At 41.7% G+C, this 18,972-nt stretch carries 19 protein-coding genes; 7 read left to right on the top strand and 12 right to left on the bottom strand.

Annotation, left to right across the window (positions count from 1 at the left end; translation table 11 throughout):
- Positions 1-678, bottom strand: a complete 678-nt coding sequence (locus HZA77_07175; GenBank protein ID MBI5375200.1) for a hypothetical protein — start codon at positions 676-678, stop codon at positions 1-3.
- A 156-nt stretch (positions 679-834) separates the two neighbouring features.
- On the opposite strand from HZA77_07175, the gene HZA77_07170 reads away from it, so the two are divergent.
- A complete protein-coding gene (locus HZA77_07170; protein MBI5375199.1) occupies positions 835-1,107 on the top strand; it encodes a hypothetical protein in 273 nt (90 codons plus the stop codon).
- Positions 1,108-1,313: 206 nt separating this feature from the next.
- Here the strand turns inward: HZA77_07170 and HZA77_07165 are convergent, their stop codons facing one another.
- The 4 genes from HZA77_07165 to HZA77_07150 all read right to left on the bottom strand — a co-directional run bounded on the left by HZA77_07165 (position 1,314) and on the right by HZA77_07150 (position 4,913).
- Positions 1,314-1,484 carry a 4Fe-4S binding protein gene (locus HZA77_07165; GenBank protein MBI5375198.1) on the bottom strand — a complete coding sequence of 57 codons (171 nt, stop codon included), beginning with the start codon at positions 1,482-1,484 and terminating at the stop codon, positions 1,314-1,316.
- Positions 1,468-2,811 carry an NAD(P)/FAD-dependent oxidoreductase gene (locus HZA77_07160; GenBank protein MBI5375197.1) on the bottom strand — a complete coding sequence of 448 codons (1,344 nt, stop codon included), beginning with the start codon at positions 2,809-2,811 and terminating at the stop codon, positions 1,468-1,470. The genes HZA77_07165 and HZA77_07160 overlap by 17 nt, the downstream gene beginning before the upstream one ends.
- Positions 2,812-2,914: 103 nt before the next feature.
- Entirely contained in the window at positions 2,915-3,472 is a 558-nt protein-coding gene (locus HZA77_07155) for an L-2-amino-thiazoline-4-carboxylic acid hydrolase (GenBank protein MBI5375196.1), read from the bottom strand.
- Positions 3,473-3,587: 115 nt separating this feature from the next.
- Positions 3,588-4,913 carry an NAD(P)/FAD-dependent oxidoreductase gene (locus HZA77_07150; protein ID MBI5375195.1) on the bottom strand — a complete coding sequence of 442 codons (1,326 nt, stop codon included), beginning with the start codon at positions 4,911-4,913 and terminating at the stop codon, positions 3,588-3,590.
- A gap of 244 nt (positions 4,914-5,157) precedes the next feature.
- Here HZA77_07150 and HZA77_07145 point away from each other — a divergent pair, with 244 nt between their 5' ends.
- The 5 genes from HZA77_07145 to HZA77_07125 all read left to right on the top strand — a co-directional run bounded on the left by HZA77_07145 (position 5,158) and on the right by HZA77_07125 (position 11,119).
- Entirely contained in the window at positions 5,158-5,973 is an 816-nt protein-coding gene (locus HZA77_07145; protein ID MBI5375194.1) for an MBL fold metallo-hydrolase, read from the top strand.
- Positions 5,974-6,011: 38 nt separating this feature from the next.
- A complete protein-coding gene (locus HZA77_07140) occupies positions 6,012-7,436 on the top strand; it encodes an aldehyde dehydrogenase family protein (GenBank protein MBI5375193.1) in 1,425 nt (474 codons plus the stop codon).
- 1 nt (position 7,437) lies between these two features.
- A complete protein-coding gene (locus HZA77_07135) occupies positions 7,438-8,034 on the top strand; it encodes a CDP-alcohol phosphatidyltransferase family protein (GenBank protein ID MBI5375192.1) in 597 nt (198 codons plus the stop codon).
- A 74-nt stretch (positions 8,035-8,108) separates the two neighbouring features.
- Positions 8,109-9,503 (top strand): magnesium chelatase, encoded by a 1,395-nt coding sequence (locus HZA77_07130; protein ID MBI5375191.1) that lies wholly within the window; start codon positions 8,109-8,111, stop codon positions 9,501-9,503.
- The gene (locus HZA77_07125; GenBank protein MBI5375190.1) at positions 9,500-11,119 is read left to right on the top strand and encodes a VWA domain-containing protein; all 1,620 of its coding nucleotides are present in this window, start codon (positions 9,500-9,502) and stop codon (positions 11,117-11,119) included. The genes HZA77_07130 and HZA77_07125 overlap by 4 nt, the downstream gene beginning before the upstream one ends.
- A gap of 64 nt (positions 11,120-11,183) precedes the next feature.
- Here HZA77_07125 and HZA77_07120 read toward each other — a convergent pair whose 3' ends face one another.
- A complete protein-coding gene (locus tag HZA77_07120) occupies positions 11,184-12,065 on the bottom strand; it encodes a 4Fe-4S binding protein (GenBank protein ID MBI5375189.1) in 882 nt (293 codons plus the stop codon).
- Between the two features lie 194 nt (positions 12,066-12,259).
- On the opposite strand from HZA77_07120, the gene HZA77_07115 reads away from it, so the two are divergent.
- A complete protein-coding gene (locus HZA77_07115; GenBank protein ID MBI5375188.1) occupies positions 12,260-13,327 on the top strand; it encodes a bifunctional phosphoglucose/phosphomannose isomerase in 1,068 nt (355 codons plus the stop codon).
- Between the two features lie 70 nt (positions 13,328-13,397).
- Here HZA77_07115 and HZA77_07110 read toward each other — a convergent pair whose 3' ends face one another.
- From HZA77_07110 to HZA77_07085, 6 genes are all read right to left on the bottom strand, one after another.
- Positions 13,398-13,823, bottom strand: a complete 426-nt coding sequence (locus tag HZA77_07110; protein ID MBI5375187.1) for a hypothetical protein — start codon at positions 13,821-13,823, stop codon at positions 13,398-13,400.
- 24 nt (positions 13,824-13,847) lie between these two features.
- Complete coding sequence (locus HZA77_07105) at positions 13,848-15,155, bottom strand: outer membrane protein transport protein (protein MBI5375186.1); 1,308 nt, start codon at positions 15,153-15,155, stop codon at positions 13,848-13,850.
- A gap of 298 nt (positions 15,156-15,453) precedes the next feature.
- Positions 15,454-15,768: a 4Fe-4S dicluster domain-containing protein gene (locus HZA77_07100; GenBank protein MBI5375185.1), complete on the bottom strand. Its 315-nt coding sequence runs from the start codon at positions 15,766-15,768 to the stop codon at positions 15,454-15,456.
- The gene (locus HZA77_07095; GenBank protein MBI5375184.1) at positions 15,765-17,081 is read right to left on the bottom strand and encodes an NAD(P)-binding protein; all 1,317 of its coding nucleotides are present in this window, start codon (positions 17,079-17,081) and stop codon (positions 15,765-15,767) included. The genes HZA77_07100 and HZA77_07095 overlap by 4 nt, the downstream gene beginning before the upstream one ends.
- A gap of 47 nt (positions 17,082-17,128) precedes the next feature.
- A complete protein-coding gene (locus HZA77_07090) occupies positions 17,129-18,115 on the bottom strand; it encodes an electron transfer flavoprotein subunit alpha/FixB family protein (protein MBI5375183.1) in 987 nt (328 codons plus the stop codon).
- A gap of 22 nt (positions 18,116-18,137) precedes the next feature.
- On the bottom strand, positions 18,138-18,887 hold the full coding sequence (locus HZA77_07085) for an electron transfer flavoprotein subunit beta/FixA family protein (GenBank protein MBI5375182.1): 750 nt from the start codon (positions 18,885-18,887) through the stop codon (positions 18,138-18,140).
- Between the last annotated feature and the right edge of the window lie 85 nt (positions 18,888-18,972).

Below are 18,972 nucleotides of genomic sequence, written 5' to 3'. Positions count from 1 at the left end.
TTATAAGGCCTTTATAAGACCTGCAAGGCCGAACACAGTTGATACCAAACTTCCGGTACTTAAAGCAGAAAATATCGGAGCCGCTTCTTTCCTGACAACAAAGAGCCTTGTAAGTGAGATCAGAAATATTGATGCAAATATCAGCACAATCAGATATGCCCCCGGTCCTCTGTGTTCGAATATTGCCCTGTTAGCCCGCGCAAGGCCAGTCAATATCCAACCTGTCATAATAAATGGAAATGCAACCTGCAGATGAAGCGGGATCTTGTCAGTGACCTTGAATTCGAAATCGAGAATTATAAGGTAGAGAAACGTTATTATAAAAGCGAATGGCAAATCCTCAAACCTGACCCAGAATAAAGGGTGTTCAGCATTAAACGGGCAAAACATTGTGTCAGGCGCAGGCAGAACTATCCTTTCAAGTGTTTCCTCCACTGACCAGCAGGAAAGCCCTAAGAACATACCGAGGTATCCCTGTTTCAGGGTTGTGAGCCTGCATCCGTACCATCCCAGAAAAATCGCCATAGAAAAGAAAAACAAAAGGACAAAGGATGTGAGCATATTGTTTATTGCAGTGACCTTTGTAAATATTGGTTCTATTAAAAACTGAACAATAAAGAGGCTGAAAAAGCAGGTAAAATTATATCTCCTGACGCTCATATTATCGAAGTCAAACATATAACCCTCCTGAATCTCAATTTGTTTACAAAACTATATGATAAAAGGCATGCATCTGCAACTTCGAATCCGATAACAATGCGTCCCTCGCATAATAATAAATTGAAAAGGACTCAATATATGTTAAAATATAAATATCAATTAAGGAGGTAAATTATGAAAAAAATATTGATAAGCTTTATGGCATTAACATTCGTGCTGTCTTTCTGCCTGCCTGCCATTGCGGATGAGTATTCTGAAAGAAGCGACGAAACTCTTCATCCCTTCAAGGTTGCAGCTTATGCAATCTATCCGGCAGGCTATCTTCTTGAGAATCTGGTAGTAAAACCAATGCATTGGATTGGTCACCTGCCATTTATAAAAGATATTTCAGGGCATGAAGCCTTCTCAAACGAAGGCTTATGGAGCAATGTTGAAGACGAGGAGTAAGAAAAGTCACAGATTTTTATTTTAGTTTAAATTATTGTGTACTCATTCCGATGAAACGAGCACTTTTCAACGTGAGAAAAATAAGAGTACACAATGAAAACATTTTTTATTAAATACAGGAAAAAGGATTTTTCAGATCTTCTTATCTATACAGCAGAACTGCTTACCCTCATCTGCCTGATATCGATCTTTATCCTTACCTTCTTCTAGAGTTCTAAGGCGCCCGTAACACAGATAGCAACACAATCACCGCATAGAGTACAATCTTCTTCCCTGACTATAACAATCTCTCCTTCAAGAAGAAGCGCCCCGAACTTACACTCGTCAACGCATGTACCGCATCCAATACAGGATTCTGTCTTAACTTTTACTGCCATGTTCTTTCCCTCCCGTTGCCTGCTCCCTCATTTTTTCGACTATTGCCCTTATATGGTGCATATTAAGTTCTCTGTACATTTTTATCTTCTGAAGTATCTCCGGCTTTACCCCGTCAACGCTGTTCATGAAATTCATGAAATTAATAGGACTCTTATAAGGGTTAAGCTCGCCCACAAAATGCATATCAGTAGTAAACTTCAGCATGTAATCCAGTTCCTCATCGTTGAAGAATGGATACATGAACGCAGTCTTTGCATAGTCAGCCTGCCACTGAGGGTCTTTAAGCCAGAGGAATGAATTGTTCCAGAAGCGTTCATATTCCTCAAAACCCTTCTTTCCGCTGAGCTCATCGCACACCGCATTTCCGCCTCTGTAACCGCAGACAAGCGCTCCCTGTACAAGAGTTTCAGCAAATCCTATGGTTTCCCCAAGCATCAGTATATTGCCTTTATAGGGTACCTTTACCGGCTCATACATTGCAACGCTGCACCCGCGTCTGTCGAGAACGCTTGAGTTTTTAAACCACTTGGCAAAGCGGCTTTGAGTCATAAAATGTTTTACAACCTCATCCGAAAGTTTTCCGGGCATTCCGGCTCCTCCGCCGACCTTCCACTGGTTCTCACCGAATGCACTTGGAACCATGTAGATCATTCCGGGAACTTTTGTATAATCTGCGCCATGAAAACGAATCCATGCAGGAGGAAGTGGAATATCAACATTGGAGACCGTATATTCAATGGACGGCCCCTTTGCATAAAAATAGCGCCCTTCGTTGAATCCAAGGGACCTGCCGATTTTTGACTGTAAGCCGTCTGCACCTATGAGTTTCCTGCCGCTGATACAGAATTCTTTGTCTTTTGTCTTTACTCTTACTTCTGCTCCTTCTTTCGTGTTCTTAGCTTCCATTGCGAGAGTGGAAGTCATGAAACTCACACCGCAGTCCGCAGCTTCTTTTAAGAGATCTGCAAGGAGCGTATCCATGTCAAAACAAACACCAAGGGGTTTTTCAAGGCGGTGCATGTGAAGCCTGTGGCCTGAGGGTGAAAAGACAAAATAATCATAAAAGTCTATTTTGCCGCCAGTATATTTCACTTCAAAGTCTGCTTCCTTGAAATGCCAGTACGATGCTCCCATCCTGTTTCTGAAAGTAACGGTCTCACCGTTCATCCCTTCCGAGTTATGGAACATCCCTGATGAGGCACGGCAATAATCAGAAATCCTGGGGCGTTTTTCGATTACAAGCACAGACAGGCCTCTTTCAGCCGCTGTTTTCGCTGCCATCAAACCGCATGGTCCGGCACCGACAATCAGCAAATCATAATCCATGCATTTCCTCCCCATAGGTATAAAGAAATGATGTAAAAAGAAAGAAAGATTCCGGCAGGTTTAGCTCCCTGCCGGAATCCGGATATTTAACGAAATATGATTTTTACTTCTTTTTTAAAACCAGGCACATCTTGCAGTATTTTGCTCCGCGTGCAAGACCTTCCTGAACTGTGCCGTCAGGATTCTTTTTCTCTGCATGGTGCGTCCATTCGAGCTTTGGATTAAGTCCTCTCATGAATCCTTCATCATGTGCTTTGGAGATAATTTCGCACATATACTTTGAACCTTCAGGCCATACTGATTTCCATGAATCATGGATAAAGCAGAAAGGAACATGTGATTCACTTTCGTTCTCAGAGAATTTAATTCTCTCAATATCCATTCCTGCTGCGCCAACATGGCTGTGAACATTGGCATATATATCCCTTAAGGCAACTGCCACGTTTATTTCATCTTCCCTGCCTGCCCATCCGAGTTCCTTCTTGTATCTTTCACCTTCCTCTTGTCCGAATTTGGAAAAAGCCTGGCAAAGTACATCAATTGCCTCTCTTCCATACTTTTCGAACATTGCCTTCACGATGATTGCCATCCATCTTCCATCTTTCCAAACTGCTTCTTTTGCAAATGCCTGGATCTCCGGGGAAACTTCAAAGTCTGCCACGTTAAACCTCCTTTAATTAATGGTTATTTCTTTACACGTTTTAACAAGGGCAACTGGCATCATGTTTCTTCTCACCACATTCCCTTTTGTTAACACTCTTTTTTATATACAAATACTATTCTTTTTTTGCAAACTGTCTTTTTTGCTCTATGAGCTTTGCTATGTCCTGCATGGTAATCTTCCTGAACATAGATGCTTTTTCTGCCATCTCAGGTTTTATATTCTCAGAAGTAAGAATTAACTCGAACAGCTTATTTACCTGCTGGTAGGGGTCATGAATACCTTCGAATGTCCTTCCATCAACAAGTCCGAAGAGATAATCAAGTTCAGCATCAGAGAAGAATGGGTAAAAGAATCCTATTTTCAGGTAATCTGCCATGCTCTGGGGATTCTTGTTCCAAAGAAATGAATTCTTCCAGAAATCCCTGTAGCTGTCACATCCCTTTTTGCCGTCAAGCTCATCAGCAGCAGCAGAGGCAGCCCTGTAACCGCACATCATCGCCCCCTGGTACATTGTTTCCGCAAAGCCTGCGCTGTCACCGGCAAACATGAATCTTCCCTTGATGGGATCAGCCATTGGAGTGATCAGATGCACTACGGCGCCCGTATAATCCACTATTCTGGCATCCCTGAACCAATCGGCAACAAGGTCTTTCCCGAAAAACTCATCAAGGAATATCTTGCAATACTTGCCTGGATTAACCCCGCTTATGCCAACGTAATACCTGTCGTTGCCGCCGCTGCAAGGTGCAACATAGAGCACTCCGCCGCCGCGTGAATAAGTTGAGCCATAGAATGTTACAAACGCCCGGTTCTCAAATGGGAATTTAACATTTTCCATAGTGTACTGAAGAGAAGGACCTCTCCCGAAAACGACTCTTTCCTTCATTGCTCCTGTACTTTTCGCAAGAGAAGATTTCAATCCTTCAGCAACCACAGCCATGCTTCCTTCCAGAATCGTTTCACCTGAATCATGTTTTACCTTTACACTGACTCCTGTTTCTGTATTTTCTCCGGATACGGCAAGAGATTCATCCATTACAGAAACACCCGCCCTCAAGGCTCTTTCCGCAAGGGTATCAAGAATTATCTGATTGTCAAAAAGATGATAAAGGGATTTTTTTGTATTATGAACATGGATTTTCTTTCCATTCGGTGAATAGCTTATGGAGTCGTATATCTTTTCAAAGGTACCGGGAACTGAAATATCAAAGCTATTTTTTTCGAAAACAATCTTTGTGTTTCCGCGCGTCTCCTGAAGTGAAACATTCTCTCCGTTAAATCCCGGAGTATCAACGAGCATGCAGGTGTTAGCACGCTTTAGCTTTGAGCCAAGTTTTCTCCGCTCTATAAGGGCAACATTAAGCCCCCTGTTTTTTGCTGTGATTGCAGCAATAGTGCCTGCTGGCCCGGCTCCGACTACTATAAGGTCATATTTCATTCAACAAATACTTGCCATAGTTAAATTTTAAATATAATAAAAAGGCATTAACAAAGCTTCAGTCGATTCGAACAAATCGATTTTTTAAACAGCCCGTATATAGGGACAAATTTTTAAAAAGTCAAACAATTAACATGGATGAAAAACCATATAAAAAAACTTTACCGCAGAGTTCACAGAGAAATAATACTCGGTGTTCTCTGAGGTTCAATCATTTTGTAGAATCTTAAAAAGATAGGAAATCATGTCATACATAAAAACAGCAAATATCGATGAAGTCCTAAAAATAGAAATGCAGAGCACAGTTTTTGGAATACCTTCAAAAATCCTGCGCGTATCTGCTTATTACATTGACGGACTCCTTGTAGATACCGGGTTCCAAAAGATAGACAAAAAATTAAAAGAGCTTTTTTCCGACAGGCCATTGCACACAATAGTGAACACCCACAATCATGAAGATCATTTCGGCGGTAATCATCTCCTTACTTCCGTATATAGAGCAAAAGCTTTTGCACACCGAGATGCAATGGAACGGATAAGGACTGCACCTCGTGAATTTCCTGTTTCAAACGGCCTCTGCTGGGGATTGCCGAAACCTTCTCCTATAAGCGAAATAGGGAAGATTGTGGAGACTGATAAGTTCAAGATAGATGTGATAGAGACTTTCGGGCATTCCAGGGGACACATCTCTTTATACATAAGAAAACGCGGCTGGATAATAGGCGGAGATATATTCTTAACAAAGAGGCCTCGTTTTTTAAGGATAAGCGAGAGCGTGGCAGGAACCATAGATTCACTTGAAAAGCTCATCAAACTGAATCCTGAAAAATTCTTCTGTGCGAGCGGCAAGGTGCTTGAAAACCCGATGGCAGATATCAAAGCCAAGATTGACTATCTTAATGATTGCAGAGAAAAAATCCTGGCTTTTCATAAACAGGGAGTACAACCAGAAGAAATAAGGGACAGGGTATTGGGCAAGGAAGAATCTTTTGCAAAAATATCGCGCGGTTATTTCTCAAAAATAAATTTTGTGAATGATATATTAAAAGACAGTATTTGATAGCCTAATCTATTTTTTGAAAATATGGAGGCTTGCTGATGGTATTCAAAAACAAGATGCTCATAGGAAAGAATTGGATATCAAAGAAAAAGACTTTTAACGTAACAAATCCTTATAACAATGCTCTTCTTGCAAAGGTACCGGCAGGCGATGGAGAGGATGTTTCAAATGCAGTTGATACTGCTGAGAAAGCCTTTAAATCATTCTCAAACTTTCCCGCGCACAAAAGAGCCGCCATACTTGAAAATACTGCAATCCTTCTCACAAAGCATCAGGAAGAGATTGCCAAGACAATAGCCCTTGAATCAGGAAAAGCAATCACTTACGCAAGGGCAGAAGCAGCAAGAGGGATTGAGACCTTTAAGTTTGCATCAGAGGAAGCCAAAAGGATCCACGGTGAAATCATCCCTATGGATGCGTCGCCTGTAGGCGAAGGCAGATTTGGATTTTATGTCCGAGTCCCCAAAGGGGTAATAGCCGCCATATCGCCTTTTAACTTTCCGCTAAACCTTGTAGCCCATAAAGTTGCCCCTGCAATCGCCGCAGGAAACTGCGTTGTACTCAAACCTTCCTCTGCGACTCCATTAACCGCTTTAAAGCTTGGCGAACTCATGCTTAAAGCCGGACTTCCTGCAGGTGTGCTGAATATTGTTACAGGAGGCGGTGGAAGTGTCGGAGATGCTCTTGTAAAGCATGATGGGATTTCAATGGTCACATTCACGGGGAGCATGCCTGTCGGAAAAAGGATAAAGGAGATTTCAGGGCTCAAGTTTGTAACCTTAGAGCTTGGTTCAAACTCCGCTGTGATAATTGACAGGGATGTTGATTATGCAAAAGCCATACCGCGCATAATAGTGGGAGCATACTATAACTCAGGACAAACCTGCATTTCCGTCCAGCGAATCTATGTACACAAAAGCCTATATAAAAAATTTACTGAAGATTTCAGGGAAGCAGTGAAAAAAATAAAGGTCGGAAACCCAATGGATGACAAGGTGTTGTTCGGACCAATGATAGAGGAGAAAGAGGCCGTAAGAACCGAGGAGTGGATTTCAGAGGCTGTACGGTCTGGTGCAAAACTTCAGACGGGTGGAAGGAGAAAAGGAGCTGTTATTGATGCGACTTTTCTGTCTGATACAACACATTCCATGAAGGTCATAAAAGACGAAGTATTTGCACCTGTGGCATCTGTGATGAAATTCGATGAATTTGATGAGGCGATGACAATGGCAAATGATTCCATATACGGACTTAACGGCGGCATATACACAAACAGCATAAGCAGAGCAATTCAGGCCATTAAAGAATATAAAGTTGGAAGCCTTATGATAAATGATATTCCCACATACAGAGTTGACCATATGCCTTACGGGGGAGTGAAGGCAAGCGGCCTTGGAAGAGAAGGCCCTCGCTTTGCAATAGAAGAAATGACAGATATAAAAATGGTCAGCATCTCATATTAATGTGTTTACAAAGATTCCTTCAAGTCTGCCAAATTTAATAACTGCCGGAAGGATGCTGCTTACCCCGCTGGCAGTTATTTTCTGCGCAAGAGCGGTGATATTGAAAGAAGCTTTCTCAGCATTAGCAGGGTTGTTTGTTTTTATTATTATCGTCGGTTCTGATATTGCAGATGGCGTAATTGCCAGGAAGCTCTCTCTTACAACAACTGAAGGAGCGCACTTTGACATATTAGCGGACTTCTTTTACAGATTCTCGCTTCTCCTTCTTTTTTGCCTTACAGGGAAAACAAGCTTCTTTCTTCTAACATCTTTTTCTTTGTTATTTGTTTTTTTTATAACCGGATACTGCCCCTTCAGGCTGTTAACCTCAGAAAAACTTCTTCTCTATTCCGGAAAATCAGTGCCTGTGCTTATAACAGTTCTTCTTGGTCTCTTGATTACAGATGACTGTTTCCAGTTTCCATTGTTTTTGAATACAATTATAAAAAAACTTGAAGCGGTTATTTTAGGTATGACAATCATTTCAATCATGATTAAACTTTTCTGCCGCGGGAATAGAGATTCAGTACCCCTTTTGCGTTTGACAAAACAATATTAAAATAATTAGTATTTTATAACTTTACAGCTTTATATGAAATTATTTTTCAAACAAACTCTGGAGAAATCATATTAATGAAAAATGTAAAAACAATAGGTGAACTAAAAGCATCCGGGTACGTTTCTAAACCTATCCGCGAGGAAATGCGTTTTAATCTTATAAGAGCTCTCAAGAGCAAAGAGAGACTTTTCCCCGGAATTATAGGCTATGATGAGACTGTAATCCCTCATCTCGAAAATGCGATATTGTCGGGGCATCACATGATTTTCCTCGGCGAGCGCGGACAGGGAAAAACCCGCATGATAAGGTCTCTCACAAATCTTTTGGATCCTTTCATTCCGGTCATTGCAGGCTGCGAGATAGGAGATGACCCTTTAAGGCCAATATGTGCCGAGTGCTGCGAGAAAGTAAAAAAAGATGGTGACAATGTTAAGATAACATGGCTGTCACGCGAGAGCAGGTACTCGGAAAAACTTGCTACCCCTGACGTCTCCATAGCAGATTTAATCGGAGAGATAGACCCTATAAAAGTGGCCGAAGGAAGATATCTTTCAGATGAACTCACTATCCATTTTGGACTCATCCCCCGCACGAACAGGGGAATCTTCGCGATAAACGAACTCCCTGACCTTCAGGAGAAAGTCCAGGTTGGACTCTTCAACATAATGGAGGAGGGAGATGTCCAGATAAAAGGCTATAAAATAAGACTCCCCCTTGACATCTGTATCGTGGCAAGCGCAAATCCAGAAGACTACACTAGCCGTGGAAGGATAATAACTCCCCTTAAAGACCGCTTTGAGTCACAGATAAGAACTCATTACCCGAAGGATCTCGAAACAGAAATATCTATAATGGAGCAGGAAAAAACCACGTTCGCAGACAGGCCCAAGGATAATGTTCCGCAATTCATAAAGGATATCATCGGAGAATTGACATTCACAGCCCGTCATAGCCCTGAAGTAAGCCAGAGATCCGGGGTAAGCGTTCGTCTTACTATTACTAACTATGAAAACATCTTAAGCAATGCTGAGAAAAGAGCAATATTAAACGGTGAAAATGAAATCGTTCCCCGTATAAGCGATTTTCATGCCCTTTATGCATCCACAAACGGGAAACTCGAGTTTGAATATATGGGTGAAGACAAGAAAGACAGTGACATTATCCAAAAAATAATAACAAAGGCGGTAAGGAAGGTCTTTGACAGGCACTTTACTCCTGAAAAACTTTCAAAAGTTGTCGACTGCTTCAAAAACGGATGGGTTGTTGAAGTATCGGACACTATGCCATCCTCAGAATATCTTGAGTGCCTTTCAAAGATCGACGGGCTCAAAGAAAATGTATCGCAACTTGTAAATGGTTCAGCAAGCAATGGCATAATCGCATCAAGCGTTGAATTTATCTTCGAAGGCCTGCATCTTTATAATAAACTTAACAAGAACGAAGCCGGAGGCAAAATAATCTACAAATGAAAAAATTCCATTACTCAGAGTGGGACGGAACTCAGGCTGAGACCGACTTTAATGAAGATGCCCTGTTCAACGAGTTCGCAGAGTTCCTTCTCAAAGAAGGCGACATAAATGCAGCTCTCCAATGGATGATAATCCAGTATCTGAATGAACATCCTGATATCAATCTTATGTCCATGGATGAGTACACAGACTATCTGTCATCCCTCAAAGAGGAATACTTCAAGCAGTTCAACATGGACTATGCTTTAGATGACATAGAAAAGGAAATCAGCGATATCTTAGGGGAAGAAATCAAGGATCTTGAGAAAAAGCATAAAGGCTCACAGCGAGAACTGGCTGAGCAAAAGTTCTGGATTGAAAACCTGCCTAAGCCTCTGAGTAAATCAATTGAATCGCTTAAATCACATGAGTTTAAAAGCGCAAAAGCAAAATCATCATTTGAAAAACTCCTGAGAAAGCATGAAGATCTGCGTCAGCTTGAGGATTTTCTCGACCAGCACAAAGATGATTTTTATGGCGAGAATCCGGTCAACTTTGATGAAGCTGTAGAGATAATGAAAGAATTTAAACGCCTTGAAAAACTTCAGGCTGATATGAAAAAAGGAGATTTTCTGCAGATAAACATTGAAGATATGAAGTTCTTTCTTGACCCTGCTCTTGCAGAGATATTCGAGTATCTTCAGTCAACGGTGAATAAGCTTGAGAAAGCGGGCTACCTTAGCACAGAGGGAGGAATCAGCCTTACTCCCAAGGGAATAAGAAAAATAGGACAGACTGCACTTGAAAGCATTTACTCAAATCTCAAGAAAGACCAGTTCGGCATCCATGAAACCACAATCTCAGGAGTGGGGACAATAAAACCGGATTCTATTAAGAAATACGAATTTGGGGATCCTTTTAATATACATATAGGCGCAACCCTCATGAACTCCATAAAGAGAGAGGGCTCGGGTAAATCATTAAGAATAAGCGACCGTGACTTTGAGGTTTACGATGTTGACTATACTACACATTCAACCACTGTTCTTCTTATAGACATGAGTTTTTCCATGGCATGGAGTGGAAGGTTTACTGGTGCCAAGAGGGTTGCGATTGCACTTGACCATCTCATAAGCACCAAATTCCCGAAAGACAATTTTTACATAGTCGGCTTTTCCTCAAGGGCAAGGCTCATAACAAAAAAAGAATTGCCCCATCTTATGCTCGTTGACGGAAGCCGCGATATGGGGAATGCCTTCACGAATCTCCAGGATGGTTTAAAGCTCGGCTCAGAGCTTATTGCAAGACACCGTTCAATAAACAAGCAGATAATTCTCATAACAGACGGACAGCCTACTGCGTATTATCATAACAGCCAGCTTCACTTTGAGTGGCCGATGGGATTTGGAGGAGTCAGCCCGCGGGCATGCAGGGAAACTTTAAAGGAAGTCAACCGCTGTACAAAAAGCGATATAGTTATAAACACCTTCATGTTGGACAGCACTCCTTCCCTTCAGGCATTCATTCAGGAAATGACAAGAATCAATAAAGGACGGGCTTTTTACACATCTCCATCAGACCTTGGAAAATTCATATTAGTTGATTATGTGGAGAAAAAGAGGAAAAAAGTAAGTTAAAAAAAGGAAACGGCAGGAAATTTAATTCTTCCTGCCGTTCTTTTTTCAAAAGAATTTGCTATTCTTACATAATCTTGTCGTGCAACGGCTTAATCCCAAGTCTGTTTATAAGATGATACAGATGTTCATGGGGGCCTGCCTCTGTTTTGATAAGGTCAACTGATGCTTCAATAGCTTTCATAGCTGTCTCAAGAGGCTCATTCTTGAAAAGTTCTTTGCCGTCTGTATGCCACCTTCCAAACCTTCCCCCGACAAGCACCCTTACTCCCTGACGTTTATTCTTGATTGCTCCAACAGGACAAGCCTCTACACATGCTCCGCAGATAACGCAGGAACGCCTGTTTATCTTAAGCTTATCATGCTTGATAAGAATCGCATCATCAGGACATGCCTCTATGCATTTACCGCACCTTGTACATGCTTCCTGGTCAACTTCCGGTTCAATTACTCCGTACATTCCGAAATCTTTTGTCTCGGCGGCTGAACAGTTGTTGGGACATGAAGAAATTGAAACAGTAAAAAAATTGTGCGGCATGAACGGCTCATCTGTCTTATCAGCAATTATTTCGGTCAGTTTTATCTCTTCAAGTTTGTCTTTGACCATTTTGCCGACTTTTTTGACATCTATTACCTGACGGGGACATCCAAAGAATCTCTGGTGGCACATCTCTACACGATAAAGCACCGGACCTTTGTTAAGTGTTATCTCCGGATCAACATCATCATCGGTTTTCCCTTCCTCGCGGGCACAGCATATTTTTTTCTTATAGCTGTCGCCAAGCATCTCAAAATAAGCATCCCTTGTCTCGTTGACCTCATCCATAGTTACTTTTTTACTTTTCTTTGCCCGTGCCAGTTTTTCTGCATAAAGAATCGTCATATTCTTTATGACTTCCGGTACAGGGATCATGTCCACAACTTCTTTTGCCTCTGTTTCCCATTCCATAACTTAATCCTCCTTTAATATTTTGTTTATTTAAAAATTAGCAATATAGAACAATCAATAGAAAATTATGGTTAATATGTAAAATTGTTTTTACAATTATTTAATAATATTTTCTTAAACTGCTTACTTGACGCAATGTATTCCCCCTGCTATTTTCAAATCACAAATAATAGTTTTCCAATGGGAGGCGAAAAATGCCGGAGAAATTGTTAAATAATCTTAAGGGAATACATAATATTGACATTGACAGCATGTATAAAGAACTTGATGGTCTGCCCCAAAACTTTACGGACGAGCTACAATGTACGGTCCCGGTTGAATACGGAAAAGCTAGAAATATTCTTATCGGAGGAATGGGGGGCTCAGGTATAAGCGGAGATATCATTGAAACAATAACAGCGAATTCTCTAAATATACCATTAAGGGTAGTAAAGGATTTCTATATTCCTTCCTTTGTTGACAGTTCAACACTGGCAGTTATAATCAGCTACTCCGGCAACACTGAAGAGACCCTTGCATTATTAGATGAATGCATAAAAAGAAAATCCAAAATCGTGGCGCTGTCAAACGGCGGCGAGTTAAAAGAAAAAGCATCAAAGCTTTCGATTCCCTATATCAAAATAAACGACAGTCTAATGCCACGTACTGCCATAGGGAATCTTCTCAACCCCCTACTCCATCTATTTGCTTCTCTTTTTCCGGGATGTATCAATACAGAAGACATTAAGGCAACAAGGAACACTCTAAAAAAACTTCGTGAAATGTACACCCTCTCATCTCCATGCCCTGAAAACAGGGCAAAGAAATATGCAGTGAGCATTATGGACAAGAGAATATTTGTTCTAGGTTCCGAGAAACACACGCGGGCAGCTGCGCTGCGCTGGAAAACCCAGATAAATGAGAATGCAAAGCTCAATATTTTCTTCAATACATTCCCGGAACTTTGCCACAATGAGATAATAGGCATAGCTGATGATCCTGAAAAAAACAGAGCTAATGTAATATTTGCCCTTCGTTCAAAAGCTGAAAGTCCTTCACTTAGAAGGTCAATAGATGTAGCGCTTGAGATAATGAGGAACTCCGGGTCTGCAATAATTGAAATATCCAATGACGAGGAGTCAGTTCTCTCTTCGATTATGTCTCTCTGTTACCTCGGTGACTGGACAAGTTATTATCTCTCAATATTACGAGGCGTTAATCCCACGCCTGTCACATGTATAAATATGTATAAAAAATTGAACAAGGAAAGAAGCGGCAAATAGCTAATTAAGATAAAAAAAGCAGGGCAGACTATGCGGCGAGCCTGCCCTGCCGGGGTGGGGGGTTGCTGCTCTATTTTACACGTTTGTATTTAACATAGTCTCCTATCGGATCACCTGTATCATCATCTCTATACTGCATCTTGATAAATTTCTTTCCCTTTTCAATCAATTTAATTTTTACCGTGTCGCTTGTAGTAAGGCTCTGTGTGCCTATTAGATTTATATCAGCTGTCTTACCACTCACGCCAATCGTACCTGTAAAAGTCAATGGCAGTACATTCGTTCCATCAAGTAAAGTCTGTATCGAACCTGAAATATCACTACCTTTCTGTGTTATTGTGTAAACAATGGTGTACGGATCAATTGTTCCTTTAAATTTCCCTGCAAATGGTTTTGCCGGTTTATACCTGTATGAAGGATCCGCAGCATGTATACCTGCAGAGGTCAAACAGAAGACAACTAATAATACTGCAACAACCAAACTTCTATGCTTCATAAAAACCCTCCCGTTAGTTTCCAGTTAAAATTTATAACTCACACTCATTGATGCCAGATTTGCAAACGATTTATACTTTGCTTTGAAATCGAACATATTGTTGAATCCTGCTTTTGCTGTATGCGTTGACGCAGTGTTAAAAAATAAAGCCATATCAGCGATGTCAAATTTCCAGTTTCCCATTTTATAACCTACCCCAAGAGTGACAGCATGCTTATCGGAATCCGGGACAAGAGGGTCAAGTCTATTATTCCTTATCGCAGTCGGATCATAAGCGTAGCCTGCACGCAAAGCTACAGAATCATTCAGTTTGTATTCCATCCCTGCCCTGTAAGTTATTGTGTCTTTCCAGTGCGAGCCAAGACTGATCCTGTTGTCTGCCTTTTCGGCAAACCGTATTCGCAGAGTGTCAAACTGCGACCAGCCGCGCCAGTCAAGATCAAATTCTAAAGTTAAATCTTTAAATCCGCTGTAAGATACACCTGCAAGTAATTGCGGAGGCATGGTAATCTTGGTCTGCACCTCTGAATTTGCTGTTGTTGCATTTATAATTGCCACCAGCGGATGAATCGTGCTGTCTGAATGCTTGAAATCAGCTTCACCAAAATATCTTACCCTCACAGGAGACCTGTAGGAAACTCCTATTTTCCAATCATCATTCACCTTGTAAAGAAGACCTAAATTTACTCCTGCTCCTCCCCCGTCTCCCTTAAGTTTTGAATGTCCTTCGACTCCATCTAATGCACCTTTCGGGACAATAGGGGAACCGTTAGCCTCAGCAAGATTCTTATAAACAAGCCTGCTGTTAAGCGTGACATCTGAATAGACTCCTATAGCCCCTGCAGCGACGGAAAGATTTTTATTGACCTGCCAGGCAATGACAGGGTTGAAGTAAAATGTCCTCAGCATTGCATAAGTAACTATATGTCTTCCAGGCCAGTCGCTTTGCCAGTCTGAAGCAAGTCCATAGGGCTGATAAAAACCAAAACCTGCTGAGATTTTGTCATTTATTTTTTTGGTAATATAAAAATATCCGGGAGTATCAACCCTGTCCTTATTGGAACTCTTTATTCCGGTTCCCGGCTTATGGTAAGTTGTTTTTACAGTTACAAGGGTTGTCCCAAGGGTCGCATTCGTTCCGTCAAGCTGGGTAATGCCGGCTGGGTTATAAAAGATGGCTGATGGATTGTCAGCACGTGCAGCAAACGCGCTTGCTCCCCCCATCGCTTCTGCATCCTGCTCCCCTATAATAAAACCATTGGCATATGAATTTGTTGAATAGGAACAGAAAACGAAAAAAATAATTAATGGAATAAGATATTTTTTTGACATATATTGCCTGCATACGCAAAATCCATGCCACTAGAAATAACGCCTCATGCCATCTAAGATTAGCTGATTATACATGATATTATGATGTTTATTTAAACTTATTTTTCAAAACATGCTATGAGGGAATACAATTTGTTGACGAAATAGTACGGTTTTTGACGCACCAAACTTATCAGGATAATATTTCTTAAACAATTTAAACGTATATTTGAGGTATACTTTTCAATGGCTTGGTTGCTCCAGCGGAAAGCACCTGCTTTTCAGTGCTGGAGCTGGACAGCCAAGCCATTAGGATTTATCAACCAAATCTGTAACAAACCCCCATGCCACCCTGAGGGCAACGCCAGTCAATTGCATTATCTGTGCAGGCAACGCGGCATGTCCCGCATTCAAGACAATTCTCAAAGGACACATGCACTTCAGTATGTCCTTCTTCAAGTTCGTAAACCTTTGCCGGGCATATTGTAAGGCATATGCGGTTAGTAGTACATTTTTTGCAAATCTCGTTGTCTACCTTTATATGGCTCTCCTTCGCAGGATTATACTTTACCGTAAAAAGCTTATCTTCCAGAGTAAGTTTTTTGGGTTCTTTTAAGGCTTCTTCTATATTCATAGCAGTACCTTTCTCGCTTTATTCATATCCCACATCATCTTAATAAATTTCACATCCATAATCAAGCCGCCTATAACATCCTTTCTTATTTCCACCTTCGAACGTTCGCTTATGGTGAAGTAGTCAACCATACTCTGGACCATTGTTGTGGGATAATCATTCAGTACCTGCGGATTAGCATGGAGGAATTTCGCTGCACGTCTGAAATTTTTCATATCTTTCATCACAAAACTGTCATTAAGCTTTTCTTTATAAAGAGAAAGAGTTTCAGCAGAAAAATCACCTTTCTGTTTTGCAATTATCGCAGTCTCTCCTGCCATCACACCAGATGCCATGGCAAGATTTGAGCCTTCATGATAGTGAGAGGTATTGACAAATCCGGCACTATCGCCAACCAGCATTATTCCATGCGAAACAAGGTCAGGCAGTTTGTCATATCCGAATTCTGGTATCATGTGGGCTGAATATTCTATTGTCTCACCGCCGCGCAGCAGATTTTTAACAGAAGGATGTTCTTTGAACTTATCAAGCACTTCATTAGGATTAATATTCTTGTGGGTAAAATCTACAATCGAACAGGAAATCCCGACTGAAAGGCTTTCCTTGTTAGTGTATATAAACGCACCGCCTACCATTCCCTCAACTGCCTTACCGAAGAATTCAATTGCTACCCCCTCATTCCCGGCAAGCGCAAATCTGTCATTGATTATTTCAGAAGGAAGAGCTATTACCTCTTTAACCCCTGTCACCATATCATGCGGCTCAGGCTTTTTCTTTAGCCCTGCTTTTTCTGCAAGAAGAGAGTTTGCTCCTTCTGCGCAGATAATAACATCGGCATACATGGGACCTTCCTTGTCCGTCACTACACCTATTATCTTATGCCCCTCTTTAATGACATCAATCACTGTAAATCCGCTGAAGACAAAGGAATTCTCATTGAATATCGATTCAGTTTTTTCTGAAAACCACCTGTCAAACTTGGATCTAAGAACAGTGAATGTATTATTATAAGGAGGCTTGTTATATTGCTCTGTTTTAAGCTCCACTGCGAGCTGACTGTCCTCTGTGAGGTATGAAAACTTCCTGCTTATTACATTCCGCTCAACAGGAGCCTCTTCCCAGAAATTCGGTATCAGCTTGTTGAGAATGGTGGTAAATAGAATACCTCCGAAAAGGTTTTTTGAACCGGGATATTCCCCGCGCTCGATCACTGCAACATCCATCCCTGCCTTTGCCATCGTATACGCAGCGCACATTCCTGAAGGCCCGCCTCCAACGACTATGGCATCGAATTTCAAAGTTTCTTCATCCATCTCGCTCTCCTATTTTTTCAACCCTTCCAGGTATTCCTGCTAAAGTATCAGCCTCCGACAGCTTTCTTGATTTCAGCCTTCAGGGCAGGGACAACTTCAAACAGGTCTCCTACTATGCCGAAATCTGCAATCTGAAAAATCGGCGCTTCCGGATCCTTGTTTATTGCTACAATGCACTTTGAAGATGACATTCCTGCCAGATGCTGTATTGCACCTGAAATACCGCAGGCAATATAAAGGGTAGGTGAAACAACCTTTCCCGTCTGCCCGACCTGGTCAGCCTGGCTTATCCATCCGGCATCAACAGCAGACCTTGACGCACCGACTACTCCTCCGATTGCATCAGCGAGTTCCTCAAGCACTTTAAATCCTTCAGGACCCTTCATTCCTCTTCCGCCTGCTACTATTATAGAAGCTTCTGTAAGGTCAAGCTTTCCGGCAGCTCCGGCAACAACTTCTTTTACCTTTGCCTTGATGCTGTCTGCGCTTATATGGGCATCTATCTTTTCAATTGCTGCACTTTTGGATTCATCTTTCTGAGGTACAGGAAAAACATTAGGCCGCAATGTCACTATAAAAGGAGCCTTCTTAGACTTTACCTTTACAAGGCTCTTGCCGCCATAAACCGGCCTTGTAGCAACGACAGCTCCATCAGCCACCTCAATCCCGATTGCATCAGTTGCAGATGCTGTTCCCAGCGCTGCAGCAACAGCAGGGGCCAAATCTTTTCCCATGAATGATGCCGGCATTAGAACGCAACCCGCATCGTTCTTTTTCACTGCTTCAACAACAGCGGCTGAATATCCGGCCGTAGAATAAAGCTTAAGGACTTCATTGTCAGCTACTACTATCTTGTCTGCACCGTATCCTGCAAGCTCTCCTGCGATTCCTTCAATTCCAGAACCAACCACAAGAGCAACCACCTGCCCGCCAATCTGTGATGCTATATTCTTAGCAGCACCGATAACTTCATAGGCGCTTTTTTTGAATTTTCCGTCTCTCTGTTCTGCAAATACAAGTATATTAGCCATCAGATTCTCCTCCGATCTCTTTTAATCATAGTACTTTAGCTTCAAACTGGAGTAATTTTACAAGCTCAGGAACTGCATCAATGCCCTGCCCTACTATTCTGCCGCCTTTTCTTGCAGGAGGTATTTCCATCTTTAAAACTTCAATACACTCCTCTGCAGACTGTGCATCTTTTTCAACAAGGCTCTTTTTCTTTGCTGCCATTATACCTTTAAGTGAAGCATATCTTGGTTCATTCAATCCCTTTTGCGCTGTGAATATAGCAGGCAATGTTGTCTCAACGACTTCTTCGCCTCCCTCAATCTGGCGTCTTGCAACTGCTTTGCCGTCAGCTATCTCAAGTTTTGTTATTACACTCACACAAGGAATTCCTAAAAGCTGGCCCACCATAGGTCCTACCTGCAGGTTATCATAATCAACAGCCTGCTTTCCCATAAGGATAATATCTGCATTAAGCTCCTTAAGACCTGCCGCTAGAGCCTGCGCAGTGGCAAGTGAATCAACCGGCTTTGCTGCGCACTTGAGCAGAACGGCACGGTCTGCTCCCATGGCAAGTGCATTCCTTACTACAGGCTGTGCATCGCTTGAATCAAGGGTAAGGATTATAACCTCTCCGCCTGATTTTTCCTTTATACGCAATGCTTCTTCTATTGCATACTCGTCATATGGATTGATTACATACTCAATTCCGCTCTCATCAATAGTTTTTCCGTTAGAACTCACACGGATTTTCGCCGCTGTGTCCGGCACGCGTTTCATACAAACAACAATGTTCACGGGCGTCCTCCTCTCTTGGTGAAATCACATTTTTTTCTTATAAAGCAAACAGTTGTAAAAGTTCCGCACGCTAATTATAATAAGG

It is taken from the genome of Candidatus Schekmanbacteria bacterium (genome assembly GCA_016219965.1).
Classification (GTDB): Bacteria; Schekmanbacteria; GWA2-38-11; order GWA2-38-11; family J061; genus JACRJM01.
Note: the sequence above shows the minus strand (reverse complement) of the source record. Positions and strands in the feature narration are given on the sequence as shown.

Excerpts from the sequence above, each read along its gene's own strand:
- HZA77_07105 (MBI5375186.1), bottom strand. The coding sequence starts at position 15,155 with ATGTCAAAAAAATATCTTATTCCATTAATTATTTTTTTCGTTTTCTGT.
- HZA77_07150 (MBI5375195.1), bottom strand. The coding sequence starts at position 4,913 with ATGAAATATGACCTTATAGTAGTCGGAGCCGGGCCAGCAGGCACTATT.
- HZA77_07145 (MBI5375194.1), top strand. The coding sequence starts at position 5,158 with ATGTCATACATAAAAACAGCAAATATCGATGAAGTCCTAAAAATAGAA.
- HZA77_07140 (MBI5375193.1), top strand. The coding sequence starts at position 6,012 with ATGGTATTCAAAAACAAGATGCTCATAGGAAAGAATTGGATATCAAAG.
- HZA77_07095 (MBI5375184.1), bottom strand. The coding sequence starts at position 17,081 with ATGGATGAAGAAACTTTGAAATTCGATGCCATAGTCGTTGGAGGCGGG.
- HZA77_07175 (MBI5375200.1), bottom strand. The coding sequence starts at position 678 with ATGTTTGACTTCGATAATATGAGCGTCAGGAGATATAATTTTACCTGC.
- HZA77_07165 (MBI5375198.1), bottom strand. The coding sequence starts at position 1,484 with ATGGCAGTAAAAGTTAAGACAGAATCCTGTATTGGATGCGGTACATGC.
- HZA77_07115 (MBI5375188.1), top strand. The coding sequence starts at position 12,260 with ATGCCGGAGAAATTGTTAAATAATCTTAAGGGAATACATAATATTGAC.
- HZA77_07100 (MBI5375185.1), bottom strand. The coding sequence starts at position 15,768 with ATGAATATAGAAGAAGCCTTAAAAGAACCCAAAAAACTTACTCTGGAA.
- HZA77_07170 (MBI5375199.1), top strand. The coding sequence starts at position 835 with ATGAAAAAAATATTGATAAGCTTTATGGCATTAACATTCGTGCTGTCT.
- HZA77_07160 (MBI5375197.1), bottom strand. The coding sequence starts at position 2,811 with ATGGATTATGATTTGCTGATTGTCGGTGCCGGACCATGCGGTTTGATG.
- HZA77_07110 (MBI5375187.1), bottom strand. The coding sequence starts at position 13,823 with ATGAAGCATAGAAGTTTGGTTGTTGCAGTATTATTAGTTGTCTTCTGT.
- HZA77_07120 (MBI5375189.1), bottom strand. The coding sequence starts at position 12,065 with ATGGAATGGGAAACAGAGGCAAAAGAAGTTGTGGACATGATCCCTGTA.
- HZA77_07130 (MBI5375191.1), top strand. The coding sequence starts at position 8,109 with ATGAAAAATGTAAAAACAATAGGTGAACTAAAAGCATCCGGGTACGTT.
- HZA77_07125 (MBI5375190.1), top strand. The coding sequence starts at position 9,500 with ATGAAAAAATTCCATTACTCAGAGTGGGACGGAACTCAGGCTGAGACC.